Raw genomic sequence first — 26,220 nt, forward strand, 5'->3', positions numbered from 1 at the left:
GGACCGCAAGAAAGCCGACGGGCAAGATGCGTGGTACTGATAGCTTCCGTCAGTGAACAATCGGGGACACCCATGAAACTGCCACTTTTTGTTGCCGCGCTTTCGATGGCCGTGCCGGCGGCCGCGTTTGCCGGCCCTGCTGCCAACGCCGTGAAGTTCTTTTATGTCCCGTCGGTCAAATTCGAGGCCGATGCGCAATATCGCGACCGCTTCACCGCACCGGTGACGAAACTGTTCGAGCTGAACGACAATGCGGCAAAGAACCATCCGGATGAAGTTCCCTGCATCGACTTCGCCCCTGGTCTCGATGCGCAGGACTATGACGAGAAGACCGTGGCCAAGACGCTGACGCTGGCCGAAACGCTGGATGGCGACAGCGCCGAGGTGACGGCGACGTTCAACCTTTTTCCGGAAGGCGATGATTCCAAACGCGAAATGGTCTGGTCGTTGAAGAAGATCGACGGCCAGTGGAAGGTCGCCGACATTACCTCGAAGACCAGCGGCTGGACGCTGAGTGCGCTCGAATGCCTGGCCGGGCAGCCTCCGGAGTGACGCCGTGCTTCGCTGCCATCCCTGGATTTTGGCGACTGCGTGCCTGCTGGCCGGATTGAGCAGCGCCGCCGCTCAGGGCCTGTTCGGCGCGCCGCCCGCAAACGCGCCGGCCGACAGTGCGGCACCCCCGCCGGCAGTGTTGCCGCCGGCAGAAAACGCGCCGGCCGCACCCGTGCAGCCGGGCTCGCCGACCGCGGTAGTGAAGCCGTTCTACGAGCATGCCGGGCTCGAGGTCGATCCGGCTCAGCGGGGCCATTTCACCGACCCGGCAAAGTCGGTGCTCGACAAGAGCGACGCGCTGCGGAAGTCGGGGCAGGGCGAGTGCCTCGATCCCAACATGGCGCTCGACAATTCCGAATACGAAAAGGCGGAGATCGACAACAGCCTGAAGACCATCGAAGCGGTCAAGGGCGACGAGGCCAAGGTCGTCGTCGCTTTTGTCGTCTCCGGCAATCCGCACCGGCTGGAATGGAAGTTCAAAAAAATCGACGGCGACTGGAAGATATCGGACCTGCTCTCGGTGACAGGCGAATGGGCGCTAAGCCAATACCAGTGTGAGTGAGAACGGAACCGATGAAGATCAGCAACATCCGCGTCACCCACGTCAACGTCCCGCTCGATGCTCCGTTTTGGTGGACGGCTGGTCTCTACGGCGGCGCCTCGAAATCGATCATCGAGGTCGAGACGGACGAAGGCGTGGTCGGACTGGGCGAGGCGCCATGGTGGCATTTCGGCGAGGTGATCAAGGCCGAGATCGCGCCGGCGCTGATTGGCGCCGATCCGCTCGACATCGCCGACTGCGAGGTGCGCTGCGTGCCGCCCTGGCAGATTACCGCCAACACCGGCGAGAATGCAGCCTCGGTGGCGTTCGGCGCCGTCGAACTGGCGCTGTGGGATATAAGAGGCAAGGTCTTCGGCATGCCGCTCTACAAGCTGCTCGGGGGCGCGGTGCGCAAGGACATTCCGTTTTCGGAATATTTCGCCTTTCGCCCCGCTCAAGGCGGAGCCGGCGGCGAGATGACCGCCGAAGCGATCGTCGACTACTGTCTCGGCATGCGAGAACAGCACGGCTCGACGATCTTCGAGGGCAAGCTGATCATGGGCGATCCCGAGCTCGAGATCAGGACAGTGCGCATGCTGCGCGAGGCGCTTGGCGATAAGGCGCAGATCAAACTCGATTCCAACATGCAGTGGTCGCTGACCACAGCGCGCTGGGTGCTGCGCGAGATCGAGCCGTTCAACATCCGCAACTACGAGGATCCGGTCGCGACCTTCGAGGAGATGGCTGCGCTGCGCCAGCATTCGCGCATTCCGTTCTCGACGCACATCCCGGATCTCAGACGGGCAATCGCGCTCGGTGCGCCGGATTACTTCGTCTGCAATTTCGCAGCACTCGGCGGATTGTCGAAAACCCTGAAATTCATCGCCGCCTGTGAGGCGATGGGCAAGGGGTTCTGGTGCTATTCGAACGATCTCGGCATTATGACATCGGCCTATCTGAACGTCGTAGCGGCGACGCCGTGGATCACGGAAGCGTCGCAGTCGCTGTTTCGCTGGCAGACCGGCGACGTCATCAAGGATGGCCCATTCCGGCAGACCGGCAACACGGTGCGTGTGCCGGAGGGTGACGGGCTGGGCGTCGAACTCGATCCGGCCGCCATGAAACGCTGGTCAGCACACTTCGCCGAACACGGGCCGATGCACCATTTCAGCGACCCGAACAACCCCAGCCGCTACCGGCGGCTGCCGCTCAACTGATGCGAAGTGCACGTGACCGATCGATGAGAAGAGGTCCTGTCGTGGCTGCTTTATTCGCGGCGGTTTGCGTCCTGGCCTGCGCTGTCACCTGGGAGGCAGGAAGCCGCGCGGTGGCCCGCGTGCCTCAGCAAAGCTTCACGCTGCCTGTGGGGTTAGAGGTGGAGCGCATCGTTCTGCAGCAAGAGGGCGCGCCCGATCTTGCCGGTTGGGTGGCGGATCGGCAGGACAGTTGCGGAACAATTGTGCTGTTACACGGACGCGGTTCAAACAAGCTGGCCATGGTTCCAAGAGCGAAGCTGCTTTTCGAAAGCGGCTACTCGATCGTGCTGTTCGATCTGTCGGGACATGGCGAAAGCGGCGGCGATATCAGAGGCTTTGGTTACATCGAACGGCAGGACGCCAGCCGCATCCTCGCCTTTGCGCGGCAAAACTTCGCCGGTCGCAAGGTGGCGGCCATCGGCTCGTCGCTCGGTGCGGCTGCTTTTGTATTTGGCGCTCAGCAGGAGCATGCCGATGCCTATGTCCTGGAGCAGCTCTACGCGACTTTGCTGGAAACCACGGCGTTGCGAGCGCCCTTGCCTATGTTGCGCGACGTACAGGCGACCATCCTCTTGGCGCAGATGCAGCTCCGCCTTGGCTTCGGGGTAGATGATGTCAGGCCGGTCGATCGCATCGGCGCGATTGATCGGCCGATATTGCTGCTAGGTGGCAATTCGGATCCGTTTGTCGCTCGCAGCCTGACACTGGCGTTGAAAGATGCGGCAGGCGCTGACGCAAAGCTGGTCTGGTTCGACGGCGCGCGGCATGTCGATCTCTATCGCTATGACCAACAGCGGTACCGCGACGCGGTGATGCCTTTCCTGGAGACCAACCTGTGCCGGACCGGGATCAGGTGAGCCGCTCCGTCCGATTAGCCGCGCCCGCGATAGGGGGCGACGCTGGTGTCGGGCAGCCACACACCTTCCGGCGGCGCGCCGGTTTGCCAGAACACGTCGATCGGAATGCCGCCGCGCGGATACCAGTAGCCGCCGATCCGCAACCACAATGGCTTGGTCGCGGCGATGATGCGGCGGCCGATCATGACGGTGCATTCTTCGTGGAAGGCGCCATGGTTGCGAAACGAGGTCATGAACAGCTTGAGCGACTTCGATTCCACCAGCAGCGCATCGGGTGCGTAGTCGATGACGATATGGGCGAAGTCCGGCTGGCCGGTGACCGGGCAGAGCGAAGTGAATTCCGGGCAGGTGAAGCGAACGATGGCCGGCGGGCCGTCGCCGCGCGAAAACGGCACGGTTTCCAGGACTGCCGCTTCAGGGCTCTGTGGTGCCTCGACGTTGGTGCCGAGCTGGGTGAGGTTCTTCGTATCGGTCATGAGCAGGTTCCTTGCTGCATGTCGCCCAAAACTGCGCAGCGATTTTGGGACAGCGACATGCGTAAAAACAAAAATTTGCCGCTCATTAGCACAATTTGAAACAGCAGGAAGACGATGACCAGCAACGACCCGCTCCTCCAGCCCTATCGGCTTAAGCATCTGACGCTTAAGAACCGGGTGATGTCGACCAGCCATGAGCCGGCCTATTCCGAGGACGGCATGCCGAAGGAACGCTACCGGCTCTACCATGCCGAAAAGGCCAAGGGCGGCATGGCGCTGACCATGACCGCCGGTTCGGCGATCGTCTCGCGCGACAGCCCGGCCGCTTTTGGCAATCTGCATGTCTATGACGACCGCATCGTGCCATGGCTCGCCGAGCTTACCGATGCCTGCCACGAGCACGATTGCAAGGTGATGATACAGATCACCCATCTCGGCCGCCGCACCGGTTGGAACAAGGCCGACTGGCTGCCCGTCCTGTCGGCTTCGCCGGTGCGCGAACCGGCCCATCGCGCCTTTCCCAAGACTATCGAGGACTGGGATATCGAGCGCATCGTCGCCGACTATGCGGCGGCCGCGCAGCGCTGCCAGGCTGCCGGCCTCGACGGCATCGAGTTCGAAGCCTACGGCCATCTGATGGACGGTTTCTGGTCGCCGGCCACCAACCAGCGCGACGACGATTTCGGCGGCTCGCTCGACAACCGGCTGCGCTTCACCGGAATGGTGCTCGACGCAGTGCGTGCCGCGGTCGGCGAAAAGTTCGTCGTCGGCATCCGCATGGTCGCCGACGAGGATTTCGAGAAAGGCCTGTCGAAACAGGAGGGCGTCGAAATCGCCAAGCGGCTGGCCGGCTCCGGCAAGGTCGATTTCCTCAACATCATCCGTGGCTCGATCGAGACCGATGCGGCGCTGACCAAGGTCATCCCGGTGACCGGCATGCGCTCGTCACCGCATCTCGACTTCGCAGGGGAGGTGAGAGCGGCGACGAAATTCCCGACCTTCCATGCGGCGCGGATTTCCGACGTCGCCACCGCGCGTCACGCCATCGCCACCGGCAAGCTCGACATGGTCGGCATGACGCGTGCCCACATTGCCGACCCGCATATCGTCAAAAAAGTGATGGAGGGCCGCGAGCACGAGATTCGGCCTTGCGTCGGCGCCACCTATTGCCTCGACCGCATCTATGAGGGCGGCGAGGCGCTGTGCATCCACAATGCGGCGACAGGCCGCGAGGCTGATATCCCGCATATTATTCCGAAAACCGAGGGACCGAAGCGGAAGGTGGTCGTCGTCGGCGCCGGCGCCGGCGGGCTGGAGGCGGCGCGCGTCGCCGCCGAGCGCGGGCACCAGGTGACGGTGCTGGAAGCATCGAGCCAGGCCGGCGGCCAGGTGCGGCTGGCAACGCAGAACCCTCGCCGCAAGGAATTGATCGGCATCATCGATTGGCGCCTGGCCGAGCTCGACCGGCTCGGCGTCGAGATCCGCTACGACAACTGGGCGGAGAAGGACGACGTGCTGGCGTTGTCGCCGGACGTGGTGGTGATCGCCACCGGCGGGCTGCCGCAGAACCCGCCTCTGACGGCGGGCGACAATCTCGTCACCTCGAGCTGGGATATCATGGCCGGCAGCATCAAGCCGGCCGAGAATGTACTGCTCTATGACGACAATGGCGGCCATCAGGGCATGGGTGCTGCCGAACTGATCGCCAATAGCGGCGCCAGGCTTGAGCTGGTTTCGCCCGAACGCTTCTTCGCCCCGGAAATGGGCGGCATGAACCATGTGCCCTACATGCGCGCCTTCCAGGAAAAGGGGGTCACGGTGACCATCAACACACGGCTGCGCTCGGTGCGGCGCGAAGGCAACCAGCTGATCGCCGAGCTCGCCTCCGACTTCGCCGATGGCTGGCGCGGCGAGCGGCGCGTCGACCAGGTGGTGGTCGAGCACGGCACGCTGCCGCTCGACGATCTCTACCTGGCGCTGAAGCCGCTGTCGAAGAACGCCGGCGCGATCGATTACGAAAAACTGGTCAATGGCGGCGACATCTTTCCGGTGCGCAATCCGCAGAGTGGTTTCGTGCTCTTCCGCATCGGCGATGCAGTAGCCTCGCGCAACATCCACGCCGCCATCTATGACGGCATCAGGTTCGGCTTGCGAATCTGAGGAATATTTTGGATTGATTGGTGGCGCGCAGCCGAACCTCCGTACGGAGAGCCACCAGGCACGTCGGTCCGGTCTGCGCGCCGCGCACGCCGCCGGCTATCGCCGGGCACCGTACGATCTTGCGATTGCGGCAGGACGCTCAAAACATCCTGGCGGTGGCCATGCAGAACACGGTGATGACCAGCAGGCCGCCAGCGATGCGTTCGCCTTTTGTCATCTTGGCGCGCAACTGGGTTTGCTTCGCCGCATCAGCGCCGGCCAACTGCCTGCTGGCGGAACCCACCAGCGCGCCCTGAACCCCGGCGGCGATTAACGCCGTCAAGATGCCCAGCGCCAAGACCTTCTCCATCGAGCCGAAAGAGCCGTTGTGGAAGAAATACCACAGCAGCAAGCCCGTGAGGAAAACCACGCCGGCTGCGCCCATTTGCGGCCGGAAAAAACGTTCCGCCCTGATCTCCGGTTCGCGGGCGACCGCGATGGTGGTGCCGGCCCAGAACACGCCCGCCATGACGTGAAGGCCGAGGACGATGATGTAGACATATTGCATGACCGCATTTCCTCTCTTGCCCACCGCTAGGCATATTGATAGATATCAAATGATTAGATGTCAACGCATAAGCTCGAGCCGGTTCCATAGGCTTTGCCCTTGTTCTAGTGTCGGATCATGACGCCCTTTGACCGCCCGCCGATCGGGATGAATCTCGCGCGCACCGCCAAGCTGGTTGCGCAGGCTTTCGACGCTGCCTTGGTCGAGGCAGGCGGCACGCTGCCGGTCTGGGTCACGTTGCTGTCGGTCAAGTCGCGGGAGCTGGCCAACCAACGCGAGCTCGCCGGCATGATCGGCATCCGGGGCGCAACGCTGACCCACCACCTCAACGCCATGGAGACGCAAGGCCTGCTGATGCGCCGCCGCGATCCCGAGAACCGCCGGGTTCACCAGGTGGAGCTGACCCAAGCCGGAGAAGCGCTGTTCCTGAAATTGCGCACCGCCGCGTTAGCCTTCGACAAACGGCTGCGGAAGGGATTGTCCGACGACAGGCTGGCGGAGTTTGCACAGGTGCTGGCTGCGCTGCGGGCCAATGTCGAGGGTTAGAAATTAGGATAGGAAACGCCATGCGCGAAATTTCGCTGAAGGATGCCGGGGCTACACTCTCGGCGCTGCTCGATCAGGTCGTCGCGGGAGAACCGGCCATCATCACCCGGCACGGCCGCAAGCAGGCGGTCATTTTGTCGTTTCAGGACTACGAAAGACTGGCGCGTGTGCCCAACTTTGGACAATTGCTGGCAGGATTTCCCGGTGATGAGGATGACCTTCCGCCTCGGCAGATCATGTCGGTTCGCAAGGCCGAACCATGACGGATCTACGCCCGGCAGCCCTGCAGCACCGTCAGCCTGGCCTTCTTGGGCGTTCGCGCCACCAGCCATCCGCGCACGCTGTTCGGCGGCATCGGGAAAGCGATGGAATAGCCTTGCACCTGGTCGCAGCCGATCGCCATCAGCGAGTCGAGCTCGGCTTCGGTTTCAGCGCCCTCGGCAACGATCGAGATGCCGAGACCGCGGGCGAGTTCTGTGAGGGCACGCACGATCTTGGTGTTGCCGCTGTTCTCGTTGATGTTCTGGACGAAACGGCGGTCGATCTTCAGCCGATCGATCTCGTTTGGATTGACATGGCTGAGCGATGCGTAGCCGGTGCCGAAATCATCGAGCTCAAGATGGATGCCGGCGGCGCGAATGTGCCGCAGCTTTGCCGCGATACCGGTCTTCTCGTCGTCGAGGATCACGGATTCGACGATCTCCAGCGACAATCTGTGCGCTGGCAGGCCAGCCCTCTCCAGCATGTCGAACAGGAAGACTTCGAAATCTGTCTCGCGCAGCTCCGAGCCGGATACATTGACGGCGATCCGTCCGAAGGCGATGCCTGCGCGGTTCCATTCGGCTGCTTCGTCGATCGCCTTGGCGATGACGATGCGGCCGATCTCGGGCATGAGACCGCATTTTTCCGCGATCGGAATGAACTCGCCCGGCGCGATCATGCCGCGCTCGGCATGTCTCCAGCGAACCAGAGCCTCGATGCCGCTGATGCCGCCGTCCGACAGCGACACCTGCGGCTGGAAATAGACTTCGAACGCCTTCTCCGAGATGGCGGTCCTGATGTCGAGCTCGAGCTGCTTGCGATAATCGAGTTCGTGCCTCAGCTCCTCGGAGAAGAACGACAAGCTGCCGCCGCCCTGCTTCTTGGCGGAATACAGCGCCAGATCGGCATGGACGAGCAGATCCTGCGCATTGTCGGCGTCGACAGGGTAGACCGCAATCCCGGCACTTACGCCTGGATGGATTGTCGTGCCTCGAAAGACGATCGGCTTGTTGAGCTTGGTCAGGATGCGCCGGGCGACGGTATCGATGTCCTCGGTGCTGCCGGCGCCATTGAGAATCATGACGAATTCATCGCCGCCGAGCCGCACGTTGAGATCCGACGTACGGCACGAATCACGCATGCGCTGCGCAGCCGCCACCAGCACATAATCGCCGGCGGCGTGGCCGAACGTGTCGTTGATCTGCTTGAACCGGTCGAGATCGAACTGCACCACGGCAACCCGTTCACGCCGTCGCCGCGCCGCATTGATCAGCGTATCGAAATGCTCGGTCAGGAAGGTGCGGTTGTGCAGGCCGGTCAGCCCGTCATGCACGGCAATAAAGGCCATGGAATTGCGCGCATCGACCAGCTCGCGCGTCCGGCGCAGGATGGCATTCGACATCGGCCTGAAAATGAAAAGCGCCACCAGCACGATGACGCCGATGGTCGAGTAGAACAATGTGCGGTTAAGATCGAGAAGTGTTTCGGATCGCTGGTCTGCAAAGGCGCTGATGCGCTGGCCAAGTGCGGCATAGCCCGACAATGTTGCGTTGGCAACGGAAGCGTTCAGGTTGACACGCTCCTCTCCGCCTTTGTAGCCACCATTGCCGGCCATGTTGAGCCGCGATTCGAATGACGAGATCAGGCGTTCGCCGTTGGCGATAAGCCCGACCGAGAAATAGTCGAGATGGTACGGCTTGGCGAAAAGCACGCTCTCGATCGATTTCGGATCGAACCTTGCCGGCGACGCCGGATCGGCGGCGGTCCGTTCGAGCAGCAGATCGTAGTTCTTCTCGAACTCCACCGTCGCTTGCTTGAGCGCGCTAACCAGGGCCGGCTGCTGGTCGCGTGAGGCGCTGCCTGTCGCGCCGGCGAGGAAGACGATGCGCTGCGACAGGGCTTTCTGTGTGCTGACGATATCGAGCAGCGCCTGATTGTGCCGTTGGGTAGACATCACCTGTTGCAGCAGGATGAAGGAGGCCACGACCATGGCGGCTATGATCAGCAGAGCCAGCCAGTAGCCGGATTTGATCAGGAGTATGAGCCTGCCTGAAACGGCGTGCACCGGCTGCTGCGACATTTTCTGAGGCGGCCCTCTCGCCAACGAATTCTTGTGCGACAACCTTTGGCTTCAAAGTGTTAACAGGTTTGGGACGGCAGCAGGCCGGCGGCGGCGACCGTGGCGGGAAACCCGCAAAGTGGTTATTGCAATCTTTCGCGGCGCCTCCGCATTTGAACATCGTGGCCTCTGCCGTGCCATTGCCGCCACCGAAGCGGTCGCTTTTGCGATGGATTTTTCGCCCTCGCGGCGCGACAGTCCTCGTCGATCTCAACAGGGCCTGATCATGACCGAAGCATTCCTTTCCCACATCGACAGCGAGCTTGAAGGACTGAAATCGGCCGGCCTTTACAAATCCGAACGGGTGATAACCTCGACCCAATCGGCCGAGATCGAGGTCGGCGGCGAGAAGGTGCTGAATTTCTGCGCCAATAATTATCTCGGCCTCGCCGACAGCGCCGAACTGCGGGAAGCGGCCAAGCAGGCGCTTGACCGCTACGGCTACGGTATGGCGTCGGTGCGCTTTATCTGCGGCACGCAGGAAGAACACAAGCAGCTCGAGGCGACGATTTCTGGCTTCCTCGGCATGGAGGATACGATCCTCTACGGCTCCTGCTTCGACGCCAATGGCGGCCTGTTCGAGACGCTGCTCGGCGAGGAGGATGCGGTCATCTCCGATGCGCTGAACCACGCCTCGATCATCGACGGCGTGCGGCTGTCGAAGGCAAAGCGCTTCCGCTACGCCAACAACGACATGGCCGATCTGGAGGCGCGGTTGAAAGAGGCGCGCGACTGCCGGTTCCGGCTGATCGCCACCGACGGCGTGTTCTCGATGGATGGCATCATCGCCAATCTGAAGGGCGTCTGCGACCTCGCCGACAAATATGATGCAATGGTGATGGTCGACGACAGCCATGCAGTTGGTTTCGTCGGCAGGAATGGCCGTGGCTCGGCCGAACATTGCGGCGTCGAGGGCAGGGTGGACATCATCACCGGCACGCTTGGCAAGGCGTTGGGCGGCGCGTCGGGCGGCTACACTTCGGGCAGGAAGCAGGTGGTCGACTGGCTGCGCCAGCGCTCGCGGCCCTATCTGTTTTCCAACACGCTGATGCCGGCGATCGCCGGCGCCTCGATTCGGGTGTTCGAACTGGTCCGCAATGGCGATGCGTTGCGTCAGCGCCTATATGCCAACGCAGCGCGGTTTCGCTCCGAGATGGGCAGGCTCGGCTTTACACTGGCCGGCGCCGACCATCCTATCGTCCCGGTGATGCTGGGCGACGCGACGCTGGCGCAGGAGATGGCGGCGCGGATGCTGAAGCGCGGCATCTACGTCATCGGCTTCTCCTTCCCGGTGGTGCCGAAGGGCCAGGCGCGCATCCGCACGCAGATGTCAGCCGCCCATTCCAGGGCAGACATCGATCGCGCGGTTGAGGCGTTCGCGGCAGTCGGTCGCGAACTCGGCGTAATTTCCTGAACGGCCGGAACCGAAAAGCGATTCCGGATCAAGAGATTCAAGCGACTGAGGTTCAGGCGACTAAGGTTCAGGCGACTAAGGTTCAGGGGACAAGAGAATGTCGAACATGATGAAGGCGCTGGTCAAGGCCAAGGCCGAGCCGGGCATCTGGATGGAAGAAGTGCCGGTGCCGGAAATCGGTCCGAACGACGTGCTGATCAAGATCAGGAAGACGGCGATCTGCGGCACCGACGTGCACATCTACAATTGGGACCAGTGGGCGCAAAAGACCGTGCCGGTGCCGATGGTGACCGGCCACGAATTCGTCGGAACCGTCGCCGATTTCGGCACGGCGGTGACCGAGTACAAACTCGGCCAGCGCGTTTCCGGAGAAGGCCATATCGTCTGCGGCCATTGCCGCAACTGCCGGGCGGGCAGGGGGCATCTGTGCCGCAACACGCTTGGTGTCGGCGTCAACCGGCCGGGCGCCTTCGGCGAGTATCTGGCGATCCCGCAGCACAACGTCGTGCCGATCCCCGACGACGTGCCGGACGAGATCGCGGCAATCTTCGATCCCTTAGGCAATGCCGTTCACACGGCATTGTCCTTTGACTTGGTTGGCGAGGACGTGCTGGTCACCGGCGCCGGGCCGATCGGCATCATGGGCGCGCTGGTGGCGCAGTGCGTGGGCGCGCGAAAAGTAGTCATCACCGACATCAATCCGGTGCGCCTGGCACTGGCGAAAAAGCTCGGCGTCCAGCATGTCGTCGATGCGTCGAAGGAAAAGCTGCGCGACGTGATGCCGGCGCTCGGCATGACCGAGGGTTTTGACGTCGGCCTCGAAATGTCGGGCGCGGCGCCCGCCTTCCGCGACATGATCGACACCATGAACAATGGTGGCAAGATCGCCATCCTCGGCATTGCGCCGACCGGCTTCGAGATCGACTGGAACAAGGTCATCTTCAAGATGCTGCATCTGAAGGGCATCTACGGCCGCGAGATGTTCGAGACCTGGTATAAGATGATCGCCCTGGTGCAGGGCCCGCTCGATGTGTCGGGGCTAATCACGCACCGGATCGGCATCGACGATTACATTTCCGGTTTCGAAGCGATGAAGAGCGGCAATTCCGGCAAGGTGGTGATGGATTGGTGAGGCATATAGGGGTGCAAGATGGCGGATAATGAGCACGGTCGCATCATTGCCTCGCAGGCAAAGATCGTACTGAAGCCCGCCGGATTTCAACGCAAAGGGAAGTCTCGAATCTGGATCGCCGATCGCGGCTTCTGGCTAAGTGTAGTCGAGTTCCAGCCCAGCTCTTGGTCCAAAGGCACTTACCTTAACGTAGCAGTCCACTGGCTCTGGGGTTCGCTCCCTGAAACAGTTACCTTCGATCGTCCTCAGCGCATTGGACAGTTCGTTCCGTTCGAGAGCCCGGCACAGTTTCTGCTCGCGGTTGATCAAATGGGCAAGAAGGCCGTCGAAATCGATCAGGTTCACCGATCAATGTTCCCTTCCGTGCAGGCGACAGCGACAATCCTCGTGAATGAATTGCAGCCGGGCGCCTACGGCGAATGGGCAGCTTTCCACGCCGGGGTGGCGGCCGGTTTGGCTGGTGATTTTGAAACGGCAAGGCGGCTGTTTGAAAGCGCTCAGAGACATGCGGCTTCGCAGGCGCAGCTTCTCTTGGGCTACATCGATGAGATAGCATTTCGAAGCCGTGTCAGAGGCTTCATTGTAGCCGAACGCGCCTATTACGGTTTAGGAGCGTTGCCTGCCGCGGTAGCCATCTGATTTCTGCGACGGTCGAACCTATAGAGGATTTCAACCCAGGGTGAGTTTTGCCTCCAGCGCCGCTACCCCACTGACAATCGCCGCCCGCTCTTCCGCACCAAGCCTCTCCAGCAGCTCCCGCTCGAACTCCTTCGCCAGCGGCACCATTTCGCGATAGGCGGCAAGCCCCGCTTTGGTCAGCGTCAGATGCTCGACGCGACGGTCTTTCTCGTCTGGCGTGCGGGTCAGCCAGCGGCGCCGCTCGAGTTCGGCGACCGCGCGCGAAACCTTGGTCTTGTGCATGGCCGATTGCTCGCCGAGCGCCGTCGCCGTCATCGTGCCGTGCTGTCCAAGCCCGGCCAGTGTGCGCCATTCGGGCCGGGTCAGGCCGTGGCGGTCCTTGTATATTCTTGAAAATTCGCGGCTGACGGCATCGGCAAGCCGATAGAGCCGGTAAGGCAGGAAGGATTCCAGCTCGAGGATTTCCATGGTTGGCCCTGACTGGGCATGCTGGCGGCTCATGCCGAAATCACCGTTGATGGTTACATTTTCAATGGTTACAAATGAAACCGGTATGGTCAACTCTGAGCATCTTTGCGGATGCGCAAACGATGCTCCGAGACTATGAATTCGGGAGGATTCCATGGCCTATTCCTACATGCCGGGTTTCGGCAACGACTTCGAGACCGAAACGCTGCCCGGCTCGCTGCCGCAAGGGCGAAACTCGCCGCAGCGGCCGGCTTACGGCCTCTATGCCGAGCAGCTTTCGGGCTCTCCATTCACCGCGCCGCGCGGCACCAATGAGCGCTCCTGGCTTTATAGGATAAGGCCGAGCGTCAGGCACACCGGCCGCTTCAAAGCGGCGAATTATCCGCTTTGGAAAAGCGCGCCGAATGTCGGCGACCACCGGCTCGCGCTCGGCCAATATCGCTGGAGCCCAGTTCCGATGCCGACCGAGCCGACCGATTTCATTGCCGGCATGCGCTCGATCACCACCGCCGGCGACGTGCTCGGCCAGACCGGCATGGCGGCACATGTCTATGTCGCCAACCGTTCGATGGCCGACGATCATTTCTTCAACGCCGACGGCGAGTTGCTGGTCGTGCCGCAGGTTGGAGCCTTGCGCTTCGTCACCGAGATGGGTGTCATCGAACTCAGGCCGGGCGAGATCGCCGTGCTGCCGCGCGGCCTGGTGTTCAAGGTCGAACTGGTGGATCCGCAAGTGCGCGGCTATGTCTGCGAGAATTACGGCGCCAAGCTGACGCTGCCGGATCGCGGCCCGATCGGCGCCAATTGCCTGGCCAATCCGCGCGATTTCAAGACGCCCTGCGCCTGGTTCGAGGACAAGGACACGCCCTGTCGGCTGATCGCGAAATGGTGTGGCCAGTTCCATGTCACCGAGATCGACCATTCGCCGCTGGATGTGGTGGCGTGGCACGGCAATTATTCGCCCTATAAATATGATCTTGCGACCTTTTCGCCGGTCGGCGCGCTCCTGTTCGACCATCCCGATCCGTCGATCTTCACCGTGCTGACCGCGCCGAGCGGCGAGGAAGGCACCGCCAATATCGATTTCGTCATCTTCCCGCCGCGTTGGCTGGTCGCCGAAGATACGTTCCGCCCGCCCTGGTATCACCGCAACATCATGAGCGAGTTCATGGGCCTCATACATGGTCAGTACGATGCCAAGGAAGAGGGCTTCGTGCCCGGCGGCATCAGCCTGCACAACATGATGCTGGCTCACGGACCCGATGCACCCGGCTTCGAAAAAGCCTCGCGCGCGGAGCTGAAGCCGGTCAAGCTCGACCACACCATGGCCTTCATGTTCGAAACACGCTTTCCGCAGATGGTGACCCGCTATGGCGCCGAGCTCGAAACCCGGCAGGACAACTACATCGACTGCTGGGCCGACCTGAAGAAACGCTTCAACGGGACGCCAGAGGGCGACTGGTCTTGAGCGCCGTCGCATGACGGATCGTCTGGTGCTTCTGGGTTCGAAGGGTGGCCCGGCGCTGCGGCCGGGCGGGCCGTGGCCGAGTTCGTCACTGCTGGAGATTGGCGGCCGCACCATCGTCGTCGATTGCGGGCTGGGCGTAACGCGCGGGCTGACCGTTGCCGGCATCAGCCTGAAGGCGCTCGACCTGATCTTCATCACGCATTTGCACTCCGACCATGTGCTGGAACTCGGACCGTTGATCCACTCCGCATGGACGGCCGGCCTGGCAACAAAGGTCGCCGTGTTCGGCCCGCCCGGCACCGGCTACTATTGGCAGCGCTTTTGCCAGGCGATGGAATTCGACATCGAGATCCGCATCGCCGATGAAGGGCGGCCGGATCTCCGCGACATGGTTTCGATCGTCGAGTTTGGTGAAGGCCAGGTGGCGGAAGAGCGCGGTCTCAAAATATCGGCGCTGCGTGTCGACCACCCGCCGGTGACGGACTGCTTTGCGCTGCGCTTCGATCACGGCGCGAAAAGTGTGGTGTTCTCCTCCGATACGGCGTTCTTTCCGCCATTGGCGGATTTCGCCCAAGGCGCCGACATACTGGTCCACGAGGCCATGCTGGAAGTGGGTATCGAGCGGCTGGTCGCGAAGACCGGCAACGGCGCAAGGCTGAGGGAACACCTGCTTGCCAGCCATAGCTTTGCCGAGGAGGCGGGCCGCATCGCCAGCGACGCAGGCGTCAAAAGGCTAGTCGTCAACCACCTCATTCCGGCCGACGATCCGGAGATCGGCGAGGCCGACTGGATTGCCGCCGTCAGGAAAACATGGGCCGGCGACTTGACGATCGCCCGCGACGGCCTTGTTGTGGGGCTGGAGCATGATCCCGAAAAGTGGGAACCGGTTTTCGGAAGAGATCATGCGTAGAACAAAAAATCAAAGCAGCGCCAAAGCTGCGCCAGGAGAGGAAACCGCATGAAGCTTGCCACATTGAAGGACGGGACGCGCGACGGAAAGCTCGTCGTCGTCTCGCGCGACCTGACGCGGTTTACCGACGCTTCGTTCCTGGTGCGGACGCTGCAGGCCGCGCTCGACGACTGGCATCGCATCGCGCCGCATCTCGCTGCGATGGCCGAATCGCTTGAGAATAATGCGGTGCCGTCTGCCCGCTTTCACGAGCATGACGCCCATTCGCCGCTGCCGCGCGCCTACCAATGGGCCGACGGCTCGGCCTATGTGAACCACGTCGAGCTGGTGCGAAAGGCGCGCGGCGCCGAGATGCCGGCAAGCTTCTGGACCGATCCGCTGATCTACCAGGGCGGCTCGGACGCTTTCCTCGCACCGCGCGACCCAATCCGCATGGTCGACGAGACCCTTGGCATCGACATGGAAGGCGAGGTCGCCGTCATCGTCGACGATGTGTCGATGGGCGCAGGCCTCGATGAGGCGCGGGCGGCGATCCGGCTGGTCATGCTGGTCAACGATGTAACGCTGCGCGGCCTGACCGGACCCGAGCTCGCCAAGGGGTTCGGCTTCTACCAGTCGAAACCGTCATCGGCCTTTTCGCCGGTTGCGGTGACGCCGGACGAGCTGGGCGATGCCTGGGACGGCGGCAAGGTCAGCCTGCCTCTGCTGGTCGATCTCAACGGCAAGCCGTTCGGCCGGGCGAACGCCGGCATCGACATGACCTTCGATTTTCCGGCGCTGATTGTCCACGCCGCAAAAACGCGGCCGCTGGCCGCCGGCACCATCGTCGGTTCGGGCACCGTCTCCAACAAGCTCGACGGCGGGCCGGGCAAGCCTGTCTCGGCGGGCGGCGTCGGCTACTCCTGCATCGCCGAGTTGCGCATGATCGAGACCATCGAAGCCGGCGAACCGAAAACGCCGTTCCTGCGCTTTGGCGATACCGTGCGTATCGAGATGAAGGACCGGGGTGGGCATTCGATCTTCGGCGCCATCGAGCAGAAGGTCGAGAAGTACGCGGGGGCAAGAGAATGACGGGCGAGACATTCTACCTGCTGTGCGGTGTCTGGGCCCTTGTCATGCTGGCGATCTTCATCCAGGCGATCCGGCTGAGCTATCGGATCGAGGCGCGCTCGCCCGGCCTGACCAACCGCAGCGGCTTTCCGCGCAAGGCGATGATGTTTCACACCGTCACCAACACGAATGTCGCGCTGGACCAGGAAACGCAAGGCATGCGGCGGCGCATGATCGGGCTGCTGCTGATTGTTTTGGCTGGGTTTGCGCTTCTATGGGCGGGTGTGTCGCTATTCCGGGTCGCGCCGTGAAGTCATGAACCTGCTGAACCATTTCCGCCGCATGGCAGCCAACAATCTCTGGTCGAACGACCGGCTCTATCGTGCCGTGCTGCAGCTTGAGCCCGGCGAATTCGAGGCTGAAAGGATAAGCTTCTTCCCCTCGATCAAGGCAACGCTCAATCATATCCTGGCGGTCGATCACCTCTATCTCGATTTTCTCGAAGAGGGCGGCGTCGGCGCCGCCGCCCATGACGATTTTGTGCCGTTCAATGATGCCAAGGCGCTTTTTGTTGCACAGGCGGAGGCCGACCGGCGGCTGATCGCCTTTTGCGACCGCCTGTCGGCGGACGATCTCGAGCGCCGCGTCGTCACCGACCGGCGCGAGGACGGCATGATACCGGAACGGATCGGCGACCTGCTCGCCCATCTCTTCATCCACGACATCCATCATCGCGGCCAGGTGCACGCGATGCTGTCCGGCACCTCGGTGAAACCGCCGCAACTCGACGAGTTTTTCCTCGATTATGATCTGAAACTCAGGAAAGCCGAGGTCGAGAGGTTGGTGCTCGAACGTCGCAATTAGTTGTAGTTACGAAAATTATTGACTTAATTATTGTAGGTACATAAATTCTGATGAAGATCGTTTGGGACGAACCGAAACGGTTGGCCAACATTGACAAGCACGGCTTGGATTTTGCGGCGCTTGATGACGAGTTTTTCTTGCCTCGACAATCCGCACTGCCAAGGCCGGTCGTCTCATGGCAATTGGCCGGATCATCGATGGCATCGTTGCGGTGGTGTTTGCCCGGCTCGGTTCCGAGGGCATCTCGATAATTTCGATGCGCGCGGCAAGTCCCGCGGAAAGGAGATTGTTCAATGGCAAAGCGTAAGGTGCGCACCGAGTTCGAAGCTGGTCGCGGCTACAGCAAAGAAGACTGGGAAGCCGTTTCGGAGAATCCGGAATGGACAGAGGAGGATTTTCGAAACGCTCGTCCTTTCGCCGAAGCGTTCCCTGAGCTTGCCGAAAGCATTCGCCGTTCGCGCGGCCGGCCGGCTCTCGATAATCCGAAGAAGCAGGTAACACTCCGTCTCGACAGTGACGTAGTCGCCCGCTTTCGTGCCGGCGGCCCCGGCTGGCAGAGCCGCATCAACAAGATTCTGCGCAAAGCCGCCGGCCTCGCCAAATAGACGTTTGCCTGTGACAGCGTCATTTGGCATACCCGTCCCATTCGGGACCGAGTTCGTCAAAATCGTCGGCAATCCTGATTTTGACCTTCATGGCGCCGACACGAGGCAGGGACTCGGGCACGGCTAGCGGCACGAGGCGCGCCGCAACCTTGCCGCGACGGGTAATCACAATCTCTTCGCCAGCTTCCGCGCGACTGACGAGTTCCGACAGTCTTGCCTTGGCCTCTGCGATAGCAATGTTCATGGCCAAAGTCTGATCTACTACTGACCGAATCGCAAGAAGTCCGGTTAGCCTACTCCGCCGCCTGCACCTTCAGCACGCCGCGCTTGATCTGGTCCTGCTCGATCGACTCGAACAAGGCGCGGAAATTGCCCTCGCCAAAACCTTCGTCGCCCTTTCTCTGGATGAACTCGAAGAAGATCGGGCCGATCACTGTCTTGGAAAAGATCTGCAGCAGGATTTTGGTCGTGCCGCCGTCGACGACGCCTTCGCCGTCGATCAGGATGCCGTGCTTTTTCATGCGCTCGATCGGCTCTTCGTGCCCATTCACGCGGGCATAAGACATGTCGTAATAGGTCTCCGGCGGGCCCGGCATGAACTTCAGGCCGTTGGCGGCCAGCCTGTCGGTGGCGCCGTAGATGTCGTCGGTGCCGACGGCGATGTGCTGGATGCCCTCGCCATTATACTTCTTCAGATATTCGGCGATCTGGCTGGTCTCGTCCTTGGACTCGTTGAGCGGGATGCGGATCTTGCCGCAGGGCGAGGTGATGGCGCGGCTGACCAGGCCGGTGATTTTGCCGTCGATGTCGAAGAAATGGATCTGCTTGAAGCCGAACAGGTCGCGATAGAAATCCCACCATTTGTCCATCTGGCCGCGATAGACATTGTGGGTCAGGTGGTCGAGATAATAGAAGCCGACGCCTTCCGGCCTGGGGTCGCGCTCGCCCAGCCAGTCGAACTCGGCGTCGTAAGCCGAGCCCTTCTCGCCGTAAGTTTCGATGAAATAGAGCAGCGATCCGCCGATACCGACGATCGCCGGCACATCGAGCGTCTTGTCGTTGCCTTCATAGGGCGTCGCGCCCTTGGCCACCGCGTGATCGAAGGCATGCCTTGCATCGACCACCCGCCACGCCATCGAGGCGGCGCAAGGGCCGTGCTTGTCGACGAATTTCATGGCATGCGAGCCGGGTTCGGCATTGACGACATAGTTGATGTCGCCCTGCCGCCAGACGGTGATGTCCTTGCTGCGGTGTTTGGCCACCGGCACATAGCCCATGCGGGTGAAAAGCTCGGCGAGCTTTTCCGGCTCGGCATGCGCGAATTCGACGAACTCGAAGCCGTCGGTGCCGGCGGGATTGGTTTTGCTGATCTTGGCGGGCGGTGCGTCGTGCGGGAAGGGACCCATGGCATTGCTCCGAAATCTGGAACTGGCCGCGTCGGCCATCTGAACCCAATTATAGCGCGGAGCGAGTGCAAATTGCTTGCATTCAAACACTTGAAATGGTCTGATCATGCGCGAGTTGTGCACTGCGGAGCCGAAATTCATGGATGAGGCGCGCATCGACCAGTTTGATCGCAAGATAATGGCTCTGCTGCAGGGCGATGCACGGCTGACCAACAACGATCTGTCGGAACGGGTGAACCTGTCGGCGTCGCAATGCTCGCGCCGTCGCCAGCGGCTGGAGGAGGACGGTTATATCAAGGGCTACCGGGCGGTGCTCGACCGCGACAAGCTCGGTTTTTCCTTGGTCAACGTCATCTCGGTGACGCTCGCCACCCACAACCGCGACAATGCGCGGCGTTTCGGCGAACTGGTGGCGCGGCTGCCGCAGGTGCAGGAAGCGCACGCGCTGACCGGCGAGATGGACTACATATTGAAAGTCGTGACGCCCGATCTCAAATCATTGTCGGAGTTCGTCAACGGCGTGCTGCTGCCGCACGAATCGGTGCAGCATGTGAAGACGGCGATCGTGCTCGAGACATTGAAGGAAACCGGCGCGCTGCCGATTTAGCCCAGACGGCTTTTCGTTAGATATGGCGGAGGGACAGCACCCCCCTCTGGCCTGCCGGCCATCTCCCCCTCAAGTGGGGAGATTGGCAGCTCTGACCTCGCTGCCCACTCCGCAACGCTGAAAATTGGCGAAAGCCAACGCGACATCCAATCTCCCCACTTGAGGGGGAGATGTCCGGCAGGACAGAGGGGGGTGTGAAGGATCGCCACAGTGCGGAACTTGACTTCCTCCGCTCGGAATGTGAGGCCTCTCACCCCTTCGACTGCTGGATCAGCCCATAAAGATTAGTGCAGCGCGCGCCGGAACGGCAATAGGCGAAGACCGGGCCATCAAGCTCATCCAGCGCCTCGGCCTGGTCCTCGACATTCTCGGCCGTGATCTGGCCGCTGATGACAGGGATGTAGCGAAAGGCGAGCCCGGCGCCCTCGACCGCCGCTTTGACGGTGTCGGCCGATGGCTGGCCGGGCTGCTCGTCGTCCGGCCGGTTGCAGATCACGCTTTTGAAGCCGGCGGCCTTGATGGTGGCGACATCCTCGGGCTGGATCTGGCCGGAGACCGAATAGTCCTCGCTGATCTGACGGTATTCCATGGCGGTGTCCTCGCAATCTGGTTAGCGGCAGTCTTGCCACTCCCTGACCCGGTCGGCAATCCGCGCGAAAAGAAATCCATCGCGCAGATAGAGATTTCGATGCCGGAAATCCAGCCGGGCTAACGCGGTACGTCGCCAGGATGCATCATGCGCCAGCCCGGCTGGATGAACCGGATCGGTTGGCTCAACTGCCGAGGATCGCGCCTCTGATCTGGGCGATGTTGTTGTGCATCAGATCGATATAGGTCGCGGCCGGGCCGTCGGGCTGCGACAACGCATCGGAATAGAGCGTGCCGCCCACCTTGATGCCGGTCTCGCTGGCGATCTGCTCGATCAGCCGCGGGTTGGTGATGTTCTCGACGAAGATCGCCGCCGCCTTGTCCTGTTTCACCTGGCTGACCAGCTTGGCGACGTCGGCAGCGGAGGGCTCCGACTCGGTCGACACGCCTTCCGGGGCAAGGAACGTCAAGCCGTAGGCCTGCTCGAAATAGCCGAAGGCGTCATGCGAGGTGATGACGACGCGCTTCTCCTGCGGGATCGACTGGATCGCCGCCTGCACTTCGCCCTCAAGCGCCTCGAGCTTCTGCGTATAGGCGGCTGCATTTGCCTTGTAGCTGTCGCAACCCGCAGCGTCGGCCGTGCAAAAGGCGTCGGCGATGTTCTTCACATAGATCTTGGCATTGGCGATCGACTGGAAGGCATGCGGATCGGTGACCGTCTTGCCGCCATCGGTTTCCGCGCCTTCGGCGACATCGGCCTCGGCGAATTCGGGTTTGAAATTGATCGGCGTGACCCCCTTGGTCAGCACGGCGACAGTCGCCTTGGTGGCGCTGGCGTCGACCAGGCGCTGCAGAAAACCTTCGAAATGCAGGCCGTTGACCAGCACGATGTCGGCCTTGGCCATCGCCACCGCATCGCCGGGGCTCGGCTCGTAGACGTGGGCGTCGCCGTCCGGCCCGACGATGGTGGTCAGATCGATGCGGTCGCCGCCGACATTCTTGGCGAAATCGGCGATGATCGTGAAGCTGGCGACCACTTTCAACGGCTCTGCGAAGGCCGAAGATGCGCCAAAGGCGGTTAATGTTATAACACTCACGGCCAAAGCGGCGCGGATCGATTTCAGCATGGACAGTTTCTCCTTGTTGGGATCAGGCAGTTCTGTGGCGGTGATGGACGATGCGGGCGCGCAGGATGCCGCGCGTGCCGAACAGGATCGAGGCGAAATAGACGACGCCGGCGGACAGGATGATGGCCGGGCCGGAGGGCAGCGACGCATGGTAGGACAACAGCAGCCCGGCAATGCAGGAGGCAAAGCCGATCACTGTGGCCAACACGCACATCGGCTCGACGCGCGAGGTCCAGAAGCGGGCCGCCGCTGCCGGCAGCATCATCAGCCCGACCGACAGCAAGGTGCCGAGCGCCTGGAAGCCGCCGACGAGGTTGAGCACGACGAGGCCGAGAAAGATGAAATGCACCGGGCTGCCCATCCGGCTGACCGAGCGCAGGAACAAAGGGTCGAGGCATTCGGCGACCAGCGCCCGCCAGAAGATGGCGAGGCTGACCAGCGTCACCACGACGATGCCGCCGATCAGCGTCAGCGCCTCATTGTTGAGCGCCAGCACGGTGCCGAAGAGCACATGCATGAGATCGACGCTGGAGCCGCGGATCGACACCATGAGCACGCCGATGGCCAGCGAAATCAGATAGAAGGCCGCCATCGAGGCGTCCTCGCGCTGAATGGTGAAGCGCGAGACGGCGCCGGCGCCGAGCGCCACGATGATGCCGGCGATCAGTCCGCCGATCGTCATCGGCAGGATCTCCAGGCCATAGAACAGGAAGCCGGCGGCAGCACCCGGCAGGATGGCATGCGCCATGGCATCGCCGGATAGGCTCATGCGCCGCAGCATCAGGAACACGCCGACCGGGCAGGCGCCGAGCGACAGCATCATCGAACCGGCGAGCGCCCGCTGCATGAAGGCGTAGTCGGCGAAAGGAGCGACGAAAAGACCGTAAAGCACCTCCATCATGCCGCCCTCGGCCCGGAGCCGTGATGATGGTCGTGGTCATGGCCGTGCTCGTGGCCACCGTGCTCGTGATCATGCTCGCCGGGCTCACACCATGGCGCGTTGTCCTCCCAGGCCTCGTGGAAGCGGCGCGCACGCAACAGATTCTCCGGCTGCAGCGTCTCCCTGGTCTCTCCCCAAGCGATCGGCTGGCGCGCCAGGAGCAGTGTTTCGGGGAAATTCTGCCGCACCAGATCGAGATCGTGGACCACAACCATGATCGTGCGTTCCTCGCCATGCCAGCGCTTGATCAGCGCGATCAGGTCGCCGACCGTCTTGCTGTCGACCGCGTTGAACGGCTCATCGAGCAGGATGAGCTCGGCATCCTGCAGCAGCACGCGGGCAAACAGCGTGCGCTGCAGCTGGCCGCCCGACAGTGTGTCGATGGGCCGCTTCTCGAAGCCGCCGAGGCCGACGGCCATCAGCGCCTTGCTGACCGAGTCGCGATCTTCCCTCGTATAACGGCCGAGCATGCCGCGCCGCGGCCACAGACCAAGCGAAACCAGGTCGACGACCCGGGCCGGAAAGGAGCGGTCGAGTTCCGATTGCTGCGGCAGATAGGCGGCGCGCACGCCCGGCGCCCGGATCACCGCGCCGGCCATCGGCTTCAGGACGCCGACAATGCCCTTCATCAGCGTCGATTTGCCGGAGCCGTTGGCGCCGACGACCGCCGTCAGCGATCCCTTGCGGATCGTACCATTGAGGTGGTGGACCGCAGGATGGCTATTGTAGCCCAGCGTCAGGTCGCGGAAGGTCAGGCAGGTTTGGCTCATGTGACGATCCATGGGGCGATGATCGGTGCTGCAGGGGCGGATTCGATATGTGATGTTATTACATTAGTCAACAAGCCAATCGGGCGGAATTGCGGCCGGGGCGTCTTGTTGTGTGCTTTGGCTTGGCTCAAGAAGTTCCGCTCGAGCGGCCTTGCCGCCGGCGAACCCGGCCCCTAAACAGGCGCAGCGACAAGAGGAGAAGGAATATCCAATGAGCATTCGTCGTATCGATGTAGGCCCGCGCATGAGCCAGATCGTCATCCACGGCAACACCGTCTATCTGGCCGGTCAGGTCGGCAAGCCGGGCGGAAACGTCGGTGCCCAGACCAGGGACATTCTGGCGGCGATCGACGAATTGCTGGCCAAGGCCGGCACCGACAAAACCAAGATCCTGCAGGCGATCATCTGGCTGGCCGACATGAGCACCTTTGCCGAGATGAACGCGGAATGGGACAAATGGGTACCGCAGGGCAACACGCCGGCCCGCGCCACCGGCGAAGCGAAACTTGCCGGACCGGAATATCTGGTCGAGATTATTGTTACCGCGGCGATTTGAGGCCTTTACCCTCCCCCTCGAGGGGAGGGTCGCGGAGCAATGCCGCAAGGCGGCATTTTGTGACGCGGGGTGGGGGCGGTGCAGCCTCGCCGACCCCACCCCGTCTCGCAATCTCCGCTTCGCTCCGATCACTCGCCGACCCTCCCCTCAAGGGGGAGGGTTTACCCCTGCGACGGCGTGAACCGCGCCACCAGCGTGTGGTTCTCTGCCGCATAGGTGAAGCGGACATGGGTGACGGGGTGCTCGGCGCTCCATGTCCGCCGCTCGATCACCAGGGACGGCGCGCCCGTCGCGATGTCGAGTGCCGCCGCTACGTGCTTTTCGGCGGCAACCGCGCGGATGCGATGCTCGGCCGCACTCCACGGCACACGGCCGATCAGCCACGGACCGGGCGCGGTGTCGAAAAACGCCTCTTCGGCGGCCTCCGGCACGGCAGCCAGGTTGATCAGCCGCTGCTCGTGGGCGAACGGCCGCTTGCCGGCGAAATGCCGGCATTCCAGCACCAGCACCGGCCCGGCGACGTCGAGTTCCAGCAGAGCGCGGTCGTCGGCGCTGCTGCGCCTTCTGTTTCGCGCTATGCGCTCATAGCGGTAGGGCAGGCCAAGTGCCTCGACCTCGATCCGGATGTCGTGGATTTCGAGAACGGCTGCCTGCGACTGCGGCCGGCGGACAAAACTGCCGGAGCGACGCCGGCGCTCGATCAGCCCGGCCTTGGCCAGTTGGGACAGCGCCTTGTTCACTGTCATGCGCGAACAATTGTATTCGGCCGTCAGTTCATGCTCGAACGGAATGCGGTGGCCGGGCGCCCAGGCACCCGACAGGATCCGTTCGCTGATGTCCGACAGGATGCGCTGGTGCAGCGAAAGAACCTCGCCGCCGTCCGCGCTTCCAGAATCCGCGCTTATTGTCCCGATCATGCTCATGCCGAAAGCGCTGTCATCACCTTGCGGAACCGCTCGGCGATGGCATCGCGCCTGGCATGCATGCCGCCGCTGACCAGTTTCCTGCCATGCACCCAGACGCAATCGATCTTGGTGCCGTTGGCAAAAATCCAGGCGTCGAGGATTGCATCGCCCGTCTTGCCGGCCAGCGATGGATGCTTGCCGTCGAGCGAGACGAAATCGGCCGAGGCACCTGCTGCGATCTGCGAGGGGCCGGCGCTCAACGCGGCACTGCCACCATCGAGCGCCGCATCGAACAAAGCACGGCCGGTCGAGCCACCGGCCACCGCCAGCACGTTGCGGGCGCGGTGGGCGAGGCGCTGCGAATATTCGAGCTGCCGCAACTCGTCCGGCAGGCCGATCAGTACGTTTGAATCCGAGCCGATGCCGAAGCGGCCGCCATGCTGCATGAACGAGGACGCGGCAAAGGTGCCGTCGCCGAGATTGGCCTCGGTGATCGGGCAGAGACCGGCAACGGCGCCGCTTTTCGCCAAATCGGTCGTCTCGGTGTCGGTCATGTGGGTGGCGTGGATGAGGCACCAGCGCTGGTCGACCTTGGCGTTGGCAAGCAGCCATTCGACCGGCCGCGCGCCGGACCAGGCAAGACAATCCTCGACCTCCTTCATCTGCTCGGCGATGTGGATGTGGATAGGCCCCTCCGGCGCCATCACCGTGATGTTTTCCAGTTCCTCCGGTGTCACGGCACGCAGGCTGTGCGGGGCGACGCCCACGACGCCTTGATTCAGCGCGCGAATGGATTCGCGGCATTTCTCAACAAGCCGCGAGAACTGGTTCACATCGTTGATGAACCGGCGCTGGCCTTCGTTTGGCGCAGCGCCGCCGAAAGAGGAATGCGCGTAGAACACCGGCAGCAAAGTCAGCCCGATGCCTGTCTCGGACGCTGCGGCAACAATGCGCTGCGCCATCTCGGCGATGTCAGTATAGGGCCGGCCGTCACGGTCGTGGTGGAGATAGTGAAACTCGCCGACGCGCGAGAACCCGGCCTCCAGCATCTCGACATAGAGCTGGGCCGCGACCGCCTCGACTTGGTCCGGCGTCATCGACAGCGCGAAACGGTACATCACCTCGCGCCAGCTCCAGAAACTGTCGGCGGAAGGGCCGCGCAATTCGGCAAGGCCGGCCATGCCGCGCTGGAAGGCATGGCTGTGCAGGTTCGGCATCCCTGATAGCAGGATGGCACGGCGCTCGTCGCCAGGCAGGAGCGAGGTATTCGCCTCGACCGTGGCGATCCTGCCGTCGGAGATGACGATCCGCACATTGCTGTGCCAGCCGTCGGGCAGAAGCGCCTGTTCCGCAAAGATTGCTGTCACGTTTTTCTCCAAATCCCGGTCTGCCGTGCGATGATAGCGCTTGCAGTGCCTTTTCATATGTATATACATAATCGTCACCTATTGAAACG

At 62.3% G+C, this 26,220-nt stretch carries 31 protein-coding genes and 1 pseudogene; 19 read left to right on the plus strand and 13 right to left on the minus strand.

Going from position 1 to position 26,220, the window contains the following annotated elements:
- Positions 1-72: 72 nt before the first annotated feature.
- Genes NKK47_RS22955 through NKK47_RS22970 form a run of 4 tightly spaced genes read left to right on the plus strand, consistent with a single transcriptional unit; the run spans position 73 to position 3,206 of the window.
- Positions 73-552 (plus strand): DUF3828 domain-containing protein, encoded by a 480-nt coding sequence (locus tag NKK47_RS22955; RefSeq protein WP_352578322.1) that lies wholly within the window; start codon positions 73-75, stop codon positions 550-552.
- A 4-nt stretch (positions 553-556) separates the two neighbouring features.
- Positions 557-1,114, plus strand: coding sequence for a hypothetical protein (locus NKK47_RS22960; protein WP_352578323.1), 558 nt, complete (start codon positions 557-559; stop codon positions 1,112-1,114).
- A gap of 11 nt (positions 1,115-1,125) precedes the next feature.
- The gene (locus tag NKK47_RS22965) at positions 1,126-2,310 is read left to right on the plus strand and encodes a mandelate racemase/muconate lactonizing enzyme family protein (protein WP_352578324.1); all 1,185 of its coding nucleotides are present in this window, start codon (positions 1,126-1,128) and stop codon (positions 2,308-2,310) included.
- Positions 2,311-2,351: 41 nt separating this feature from the next.
- A complete protein-coding gene (locus tag NKK47_RS22970) occupies positions 2,352-3,206 on the plus strand; it encodes an alpha/beta hydrolase (protein ID WP_352578325.1) in 855 nt (284 codons plus the stop codon).
- 14 nt (positions 3,207-3,220) lie between these two features.
- On the opposite strand, the gene queF is transcribed toward NKK47_RS22970, so the two are convergent.
- On the minus strand, positions 3,221-3,682 hold the full coding sequence (queF, locus tag NKK47_RS22975; protein ID WP_352578326.1) for a preQ(1) synthase: 462 nt from the start codon (positions 3,680-3,682) through the stop codon (positions 3,221-3,223).
- Positions 3,679-3,807: a hypothetical protein gene (locus NKK47_RS22980; protein ID WP_352578327.1), complete on the minus strand. Its 129-nt coding sequence runs from the start codon at positions 3,805-3,807 to the stop codon at positions 3,679-3,681. The genes queF and NKK47_RS22980 overlap by 4 nt, the downstream gene beginning before the upstream one ends.
- Here NKK47_RS22980 and NKK47_RS22985 point away from each other — a divergent pair.
- The gene (locus NKK47_RS22985; RefSeq protein ID WP_352578328.1) at positions 3,797-5,842 is read left to right on the plus strand and encodes an oxidoreductase; all 2,046 of its coding nucleotides are present in this window, start codon (positions 3,797-3,799) and stop codon (positions 5,840-5,842) included. The two genes, NKK47_RS22980 and NKK47_RS22985, sit on opposite strands and share 11 nt — an antisense overlap.
- A gap of 139 nt (positions 5,843-5,981) precedes the next feature.
- On the opposite strand, the gene NKK47_RS22990 is transcribed toward NKK47_RS22985, so the two are convergent.
- Positions 5,982-6,389, minus strand: a complete 408-nt coding sequence (locus tag NKK47_RS22990) for a hypothetical protein (RefSeq protein ID WP_023674396.1) — start codon at positions 6,387-6,389, stop codon at positions 5,982-5,984.
- 117 nt (positions 6,390-6,506) lie between these two features.
- Between NKK47_RS22990 and NKK47_RS22995 the strand changes: the two genes are divergently transcribed.
- Together NKK47_RS22995 and NKK47_RS23000 are read left to right on the plus strand one after the other, a co-directional pair.
- On the plus strand, positions 6,507-6,935 hold the full coding sequence (locus tag NKK47_RS22995) for a MarR family winged helix-turn-helix transcriptional regulator (RefSeq protein WP_023674397.1): 429 nt from the start codon (positions 6,507-6,509) through the stop codon (positions 6,933-6,935).
- 20 nt (positions 6,936-6,955) lie between these two features.
- Positions 6,956-7,198: a type II toxin-antitoxin system Phd/YefM family antitoxin gene (locus tag NKK47_RS23000; protein ID WP_352578329.1), complete on the plus strand. Its 243-nt coding sequence runs from the start codon at positions 6,956-6,958 to the stop codon at positions 7,196-7,198.
- 5 nt (positions 7,199-7,203) lie between these two features.
- On the opposite strand, the gene NKK47_RS23005 is transcribed toward NKK47_RS23000, so the two are convergent.
- Positions 7,204-9,276 (minus strand): putative bifunctional diguanylate cyclase/phosphodiesterase, encoded by a 2,073-nt coding sequence (locus NKK47_RS23005; protein WP_352578330.1) that lies wholly within the window; start codon positions 9,274-9,276, stop codon positions 7,204-7,206.
- Positions 9,277-9,541: 265 nt separating this feature from the next.
- Between NKK47_RS23005 and NKK47_RS23010 the strand changes: the two genes are divergently transcribed.
- The 3 genes from NKK47_RS23010 (at position 9,542) to NKK47_RS23020 (ending at position 12,500) form a co-directional block, all read left to right on the plus strand.
- Positions 9,542-10,729 (plus strand): glycine C-acetyltransferase, encoded by a 1,188-nt coding sequence (locus tag NKK47_RS23010; protein WP_352578331.1) that lies wholly within the window; start codon positions 9,542-9,544, stop codon positions 10,727-10,729.
- 97 nt (positions 10,730-10,826) lie between these two features.
- Positions 10,827-11,861, plus strand: coding sequence for an L-threonine 3-dehydrogenase (gene tdh / locus NKK47_RS23015; RefSeq protein WP_352452270.1), 1,035 nt, complete (start codon positions 10,827-10,829; stop codon positions 11,859-11,861).
- Between the two features lie 18 nt (positions 11,862-11,879).
- The gene (locus NKK47_RS23020) at positions 11,880-12,500 is read left to right on the plus strand and encodes a DUF4304 domain-containing protein (protein ID WP_352578332.1); all 621 of its coding nucleotides are present in this window, start codon (positions 11,880-11,882) and stop codon (positions 12,498-12,500) included.
- Between the two features lie 30 nt (positions 12,501-12,530).
- Here NKK47_RS23020 and NKK47_RS23025 read toward each other — a convergent pair whose 3' ends face one another.
- Positions 12,531-12,968, minus strand: coding sequence for a MarR family winged helix-turn-helix transcriptional regulator (locus NKK47_RS23025; RefSeq protein WP_352452268.1), 438 nt, complete (start codon positions 12,966-12,968; stop codon positions 12,531-12,533).
- A 154-nt stretch (positions 12,969-13,122) separates the two neighbouring features.
- On the opposite strand from NKK47_RS23025, the gene hmgA reads away from it, so the two are divergent.
- The 7 genes and pseudogenes from hmgA (at position 13,123) to NKK47_RS23060 (ending at position 17,865) form a co-directional block, all read left to right on the plus strand.
- Complete coding sequence (gene hmgA, locus NKK47_RS23030; protein WP_352578333.1) at positions 13,123-14,436, plus strand: homogentisate 1,2-dioxygenase; 1,314 nt, start codon at positions 13,123-13,125, stop codon at positions 14,434-14,436.
- Positions 14,437-14,446: 10 nt separating this feature from the next.
- The gene (locus NKK47_RS23035) at positions 14,447-15,346 is read left to right on the plus strand and encodes an MBL fold metallo-hydrolase (RefSeq protein WP_352578334.1); all 900 of its coding nucleotides are present in this window, start codon (positions 14,447-14,449) and stop codon (positions 15,344-15,346) included.
- Positions 15,347-15,394: 48 nt separating this feature from the next.
- Positions 15,395-16,417, plus strand: a complete 1,023-nt coding sequence (locus NKK47_RS23040; protein ID WP_352578335.1) for a fumarylacetoacetate hydrolase family protein — start codon at positions 15,395-15,397, stop codon at positions 16,415-16,417.
- Positions 16,414-16,707, plus strand: coding sequence for a hypothetical protein (locus tag NKK47_RS23045; protein ID WP_352578336.1), 294 nt, complete (start codon positions 16,414-16,416; stop codon positions 16,705-16,707). Before NKK47_RS23040 ends, NKK47_RS23045 begins: the two co-directional genes overlap by 4 nt.
- Positions 16,708-16,711: 4 nt before the next feature.
- A complete protein-coding gene (locus tag NKK47_RS23050; RefSeq protein WP_352578337.1) occupies positions 16,712-17,260 on the plus strand; it encodes a DinB family protein in 549 nt (182 codons plus the stop codon).
- Between the two features lie 50 nt (positions 17,261-17,310).
- A pseudogene (locus NKK47_RS23055) lies at positions 17,311-17,567 on the plus strand (BrnT family toxin).
- Complete coding sequence (locus NKK47_RS23060) at positions 17,554-17,865, plus strand: BrnA antitoxin family protein (protein ID WP_352578338.1); 312 nt, start codon at positions 17,554-17,556, stop codon at positions 17,863-17,865. The pseudogene NKK47_RS23055 and the gene NKK47_RS23060 overlap by 14 nt, the downstream one beginning before the upstream one ends.
- A 19-nt stretch (positions 17,866-17,884) precedes the next feature.
- On the opposite strand, the gene NKK47_RS23065 is transcribed toward NKK47_RS23060, so the two are convergent.
- Together NKK47_RS23065 and hppD are read right to left on the minus strand one after the other, a co-directional pair.
- Positions 17,885-18,109 carry a type II toxin-antitoxin system Phd/YefM family antitoxin gene (locus NKK47_RS23065; RefSeq protein ID WP_352578339.1) on the minus strand — a complete coding sequence of 75 codons (225 nt, stop codon included), beginning with the start codon at positions 18,107-18,109 and terminating at the stop codon, positions 17,885-17,887.
- A 49-nt stretch (positions 18,110-18,158) separates the two neighbouring features.
- Positions 18,159-19,271 carry a 4-hydroxyphenylpyruvate dioxygenase gene (hppD, locus tag NKK47_RS23070; protein WP_352569813.1) on the minus strand — a complete coding sequence of 371 codons (1,113 nt, stop codon included), beginning with the start codon at positions 19,269-19,271 and terminating at the stop codon, positions 18,159-18,161.
- 139 nt (positions 19,272-19,410) lie between these two features.
- Here hppD and NKK47_RS23075 point away from each other — a divergent pair, with 139 nt between their 5' ends.
- Positions 19,411-19,878 (plus strand): Lrp/AsnC family transcriptional regulator, encoded by a 468-nt coding sequence (locus NKK47_RS23075; RefSeq protein WP_023674409.1) that lies wholly within the window; start codon positions 19,411-19,413, stop codon positions 19,876-19,878.
- Positions 19,879-20,128: 250 nt separating this feature from the next.
- Here the strand turns inward: NKK47_RS23075 and NKK47_RS23080 are convergent, their stop codons facing one another.
- The 4 genes from NKK47_RS23080 to aztA form a co-directional block, all read right to left on the minus strand.
- Positions 20,129-20,467 carry a protein tyrosine phosphatase family protein gene (locus NKK47_RS23080; RefSeq protein ID WP_352457135.1) on the minus strand — a complete coding sequence of 113 codons (339 nt, stop codon included), beginning with the start codon at positions 20,465-20,467 and terminating at the stop codon, positions 20,129-20,131.
- 184 nt (positions 20,468-20,651) lie between these two features.
- Positions 20,652-21,593, minus strand: a complete 942-nt coding sequence (gene aztC / locus NKK47_RS23085; RefSeq protein WP_352578340.1) for a zinc ABC transporter substrate-binding protein AztC — start codon at positions 21,591-21,593, stop codon at positions 20,652-20,654.
- Positions 21,594-21,615: 22 nt separating this feature from the next.
- Entirely contained in the window at positions 21,616-22,491 is an 876-nt protein-coding gene (aztB, locus tag NKK47_RS23090; RefSeq protein WP_352457155.1) for a zinc ABC transporter permease AztB, read from the minus strand.
- Entirely contained in the window at positions 22,491-23,303 is an 813-nt protein-coding gene (gene aztA / locus NKK47_RS23095; RefSeq protein ID WP_352578341.1) for a zinc ABC transporter ATP-binding protein AztA, read from the minus strand. The genes aztB and aztA overlap by 1 nt, the downstream gene beginning before the upstream one ends.
- A gap of 211 nt (positions 23,304-23,514) precedes the next feature.
- Between aztA and NKK47_RS23100 the strand changes: the two genes are divergently transcribed.
- On the plus strand, positions 23,515-23,859 hold the full coding sequence (locus NKK47_RS23100; protein ID WP_023674415.1) for a RidA family protein: 345 nt from the start codon (positions 23,515-23,517) through the stop codon (positions 23,857-23,859).
- 161 nt (positions 23,860-24,020) lie between these two features.
- Here the strand turns inward: NKK47_RS23100 and hutC are convergent, their stop codons facing one another.
- Positions 24,021-24,782, minus strand: a complete 762-nt coding sequence (hutC, locus tag NKK47_RS23105) for a histidine utilization transcriptional repressor HutC (RefSeq protein WP_352578342.1) — start codon at positions 24,780-24,782, stop codon at positions 24,021-24,023.
- Complete coding sequence (locus NKK47_RS23110) at positions 24,779-26,131, minus strand: formimidoylglutamate deiminase (RefSeq protein WP_352578343.1); 1,353 nt, start codon at positions 26,129-26,131, stop codon at positions 24,779-24,781. Before NKK47_RS23110 ends, hutC begins: the two co-directional genes overlap by 4 nt.
- Between the last annotated feature and the right edge of the window lie 89 nt (positions 26,132-26,220).

Source organism: Mesorhizobium sp. M0019 (genome assembly GCF_040323975.1).
Taxonomy (GTDB): Bacteria; Pseudomonadota; Alphaproteobacteria; order Rhizobiales; family Rhizobiaceae; genus Mesorhizobium.